At 62.7% G+C, this 3,837-nt stretch carries 3 protein-coding genes; all 3 read left to right on the top strand.

From position 1 onward, the window contains the following. The first annotated feature begins 84 nt into the window (after window positions 1-84). Complete coding sequence (locus tag DBR34_RS14830; protein WP_128097363.1) at window positions 85-765, top strand: DUF3304 domain-containing protein; 681 nt, start codon at window positions 85-87, stop codon at window positions 763-765. A 67-nt stretch (window positions 766-832) separates the two neighbouring features. Beyond that, a complete protein-coding gene (locus DBR34_RS14825; protein ID WP_181394027.1) occupies window positions 833-2,704 on the top strand; it encodes a DUF2235 domain-containing protein in 1,872 nt (623 codons plus the stop codon). Next, window positions 2,701-3,837, top strand: a 1,137-nt coding sequence (locus tag DBR34_RS14820; RefSeq protein ID WP_128097361.1) for a DUF2875 family protein, incomplete at its 3' end; no start/stop codon positions are given. The genes DBR34_RS14825 and DBR34_RS14820, both read left to right, overlap by 4 nt.

The following is a 3,837-nucleotide window of genomic DNA, read 5'->3' as shown; positions in this document are numbered from 1 at the left end:
CAATGTTGGGCCCAGGACATCCTGACTATCCAGGAGCCGAGTCCCCCTACAAGAGCTTCAACAAGCGCAGAGGCATTGGTCGAGATGAGTGAATTGTCCTGGCTTCCCGAGAAAGCGAAGGTGATCTTTGGCATGCAGGGGGTGTCGCGCACACTGGATGCGCGCTCCCTGACGACTCCCGGCAGCGCACATTGCATGCGAACCGAGCCAGCAGATTCTTCCGCATGCGCGTTGATGAAGCCCCGTAGTCCCCATAGGCGCGGTGCAATGCACATAGCCGCGCTCGCTGCCGTCGTGCTCACCTTGACGAGCTGCAAGCCTCCGGAGCGAAGTTCAGACCCCAACGCGCGCGTCGGTGGCAGTTTGACGTCGATGGACTATGAGCCGACCGACACGTACGTGGACGTCGTTTACGTAAACGGTCGAGGTGGAGATATTGCCGGGACTGGCGGAAGCACCGTACTCGGCGCGATCAGTCTGCCGCAACGGTGGCATCCAGGACTCACAGTCCGTGCGAAATGGCGGCGATGCAGAGCTTTCTATGTGGATCGACCTGAAACGGAGGAAGAGGCCTGTCGTTGGATAGAGAAATACGTTCCGGTGCACCCCTACACCTACGTGGGGCGTACATGGCTACACATCTTCGCTGATGACGAAGTGCTGGTCATCCCGTCCATGAAAGGCCCGAATCATCCTGACTATCCGGGCGCTGAATTCCCCTATAAGAACTTCAACGATCGGAGAGGCATTGGTCGTGATGACTGAAACAGCGTGGCTCCCAGAGGATGCACCCGCAACTCGACTGTTCAACCCCGCCAAGGCGAGTATCGGCATGGAGAATGTTCCGTGCTGGATGAATGTTCAGTTCTCGATTTTTTTCGATGGAACGCGAAATCATAGAATTGAAGACCTGCCAACAGGCGCGCACAGCAACGTAGTTAGACTGTTCGATGCCTGCCGTGAGAAGGAGGAGGAAGGTCAGTTCCGCCTCTACGTACAAGGCGTAGGAACTCCATTCCCTCATATTGGCGAAGTTGAGCCGCATCCGGACGGCGCACAGAGCGGCGCCAACGGTGACCTGCGCTTGCGTTTCGCCTTTCTGTACATGGCTAATGAGCTGGCGAGAATCCTCACGGGGGATGTGATTGTCCCGGAGACCATCGAAGATACCAGCGCTGCAGTGCAGGACAAAGCCCAGATCAAGGTCTGGCGACGCAAGCTGGAAAAGATGCTGGCTAACCCCAAGCCTGGCGCACCAAAGATCCCGATGATCACTCTGGATCTGTTCGGCTTCTCGAGAGGCGCAGCAGCAGCGCGAGCCTTCCTGAATCACCTGATCGAATGGACGGGTGATGGCCAGGCCCAGGTGTGCGGTATTCCACTCAGGGTGCGCTTCATGGGCCTGTTCGACACGGTTGCCTCGGTGACGTTCGCAGACTCCTTCCCGTTTCCGTTCAATGGCCACTTGGGTTGGGCAAAGCCGGAATACCTGATCATTCCCCAGTTTGTCGAGCAATGCGTGCATATGGTGGCTGGGCACGAGGCCCGCAACTCATTCCCCTTGACCACCATAGGCGTAGAACGCGACATCAAGCTGCCCCGGATCGAAATAGTGTACCCAGGCGTACATGCGGACGTGGGCGGAGGATACGGCCCAAACGCACAGGGCAAAGGAACCCACCTCGGCCAGCATCAGGTTCGACAGGATCAGTACGACATGCTGTCGCAGATTCCACTCAACGATATGTATGAGCGCGCATTGGCAGCAGGTGTTCCATTAGTGGGGAGGAATGTCTTCCCCACCAGACGTCTCACCGACGCCTTCGCCATCTCCCCCGAACTACAACGCAGCTTCAACGCTCACCAAGCCACGCTGCAGCAACATCGCGGCGGCGCGCCGCTGATGCGCCTGCTGCACAGCCACTACGTTACCTACATGGGGTGGCGAAGAGACGTGTTGCCGCGCGCCCGGTTTATCGCGCATCCCTTCATGACCCACTGCAAGGACACCCAGGTGCAGGACCACATCAACCTGGACCAGGCCAATGCAGAGCTGGGCGTCTATATCCAGCCTTTCAGCCAGACCACGGACCGGCTGAGGGTGAGATTTCTGCAGTCAGGCCCTGTCAACGCCATCACACGCGAGGACCAGTGCCTGCGGATGTACGACCGTTACTGGGCGGGTGCACCCGCGCCCACTACGGCGGTCAGCACCTTCATGGCGCAGTACGTGCACGACTCGCGCGCGGGCTTCGTGTTGACCGATCCCCAATGCGAGCGTGACTACACGAACATGCACGCCCTGTTGGAGAAGAAGGACAAACAGTACATCGCCAGTCGCAATCGCTACCACGAAAAGGTGCTGCCAGAGTACAAGAAGCGGCGTGAAGCCAACCCCAGGCTGGACGAGGAGTATCCACTACCTCCGGTCGATCCGCTCAATACCGCTGATCGCAGGGCACTGGAGATCTATCGCCGGGGTAACAAGCCCATCTTCACCGATGCCAAACCCGCATCGAGCATGGACGGAAAGCTGGACATGCTGGATGGCGTGGCGTTGATCTCACGCCGCGAGCCGCGTTGGAGCTATCTGCGCAGGCGGCAGATATTCCGGCCGGTGTTCAAGCCTCGAGACAACGCCCGCGGCGAGGTGACGTCCCGCGGGGACGCCAAACGTCTCACCCACGAGGACGGCCTGTCATGACCCCGGCAACTCTCTGGCGGCGAGTCTTCTACGCTCTCTGTACACCGTGGTCGCTGTTGATGGGCTGGTACGTACTGGACCTGCCACCAGGCGAGCGCCTGGACGCGCTGGCCCCCTGGGCGGCGGGCACTGTTGCCGCAGCCGCGCTTGCCCTGCTGGGCCGCGGCCTGCATGGGGCCGTGCAGGCGTGGTCCGCTCGCCCATCCCATCGCGGTGCCAGCGCTGTTCCGGCCGCCCCCGGCGCGGCGTCTGCGGATTCCACCGAACCCACGCTGCAACTACGCGCCTGCTTCGCCCGTCTGGCGCAGCATCCACCCGAGTGCTTGGCCGCCCAATTGGCCCCGTCCCCGTCGCACGCTCCCCTGCTCGCCGACGACCTGCCCGACCCCAGCGCCTCGCTGGCCGAGCGCGGCATGGCACTGCAGGTACGCCTGGCCCAGGCGATGGACATGCTGGTGAGCCACGTGCCCAGCTCCGGCCCTGTGCCGGTCTTTACGCTCGCCCCCACCCTTACCGCTGACAGCCGCTACGCCGCCGCCGACTGGCCCGGACTGATGGCGGCCCAGGCCACGGTGCGCCCGCCGCTGCTACGGGCCGTGGAGCAGAACGGCCCGTCGCTGGCGCCCGTGCTGCAAGCCCTGCACACGCAGTTCTCGGCATCGCCAATGCTGTGCAACGCCGTACTGTTGAGCTTGGACGGTGAATTGATCCGCGGCCACTACTCCAGCCACCGGCGGGACCCGGACACACCGCGTCCCCCGCCCGTGCACGACAGCGTGGTGGTGCTGTGGATTACCCGCGACGGCCTGCCCGCCGCCCTGCGCCAGCAGGCGGTGGACGCCAATAGCACCGAGGGAAAACGCGCCCGGCAGGCGATGGCGTGGTGGAGCAGGGAAATGGACAGCGTCCACGCGTTGTTCCCGGACGAAGCGCAGACGCGGGTGCTGCCGACAGCGACGGTGGATGCGTTGCTCAAGGCATACAGGGCGTCCGACGATCCCGAGCTGGCCGACCAAGCCCGCGCTGCCCGCATGCTGGGCGACGACACCTGGCACCCGGTGCCCTGGACCACCCAGCAGGTGGAAGCCTACGACGCTGCGTCCGTGCTGGCCCGCCTGCCGCCGCCCCTGCAC

The organism is Stenotrophomonas sp. HMWF003 (genome assembly GCF_003061285.1).
Taxonomy (GTDB): domain Bacteria; phylum Pseudomonadota; class Gammaproteobacteria; order Xanthomonadales; family Xanthomonadaceae; genus Stenotrophomonas; species Stenotrophomonas maltophilia_AP.
This window is presented reverse-complemented; position numbering and strand designations above follow the sequence as displayed.

Coding starts and splice junctions, on each gene's coding strand:
- DBR34_RS14830 (WP_128097363.1), top strand. CDS start 85: ATGAGTGAATTGTCCTGGCTTCCCGAGAAAGCGAAGGTGATCTTTGGC.
- DBR34_RS14825 (WP_181394027.1), top strand. CDS start 833: ATGGAGAATGTTCCGTGCTGGATGAATGTTCAGTTCTCGATTTTTTTC.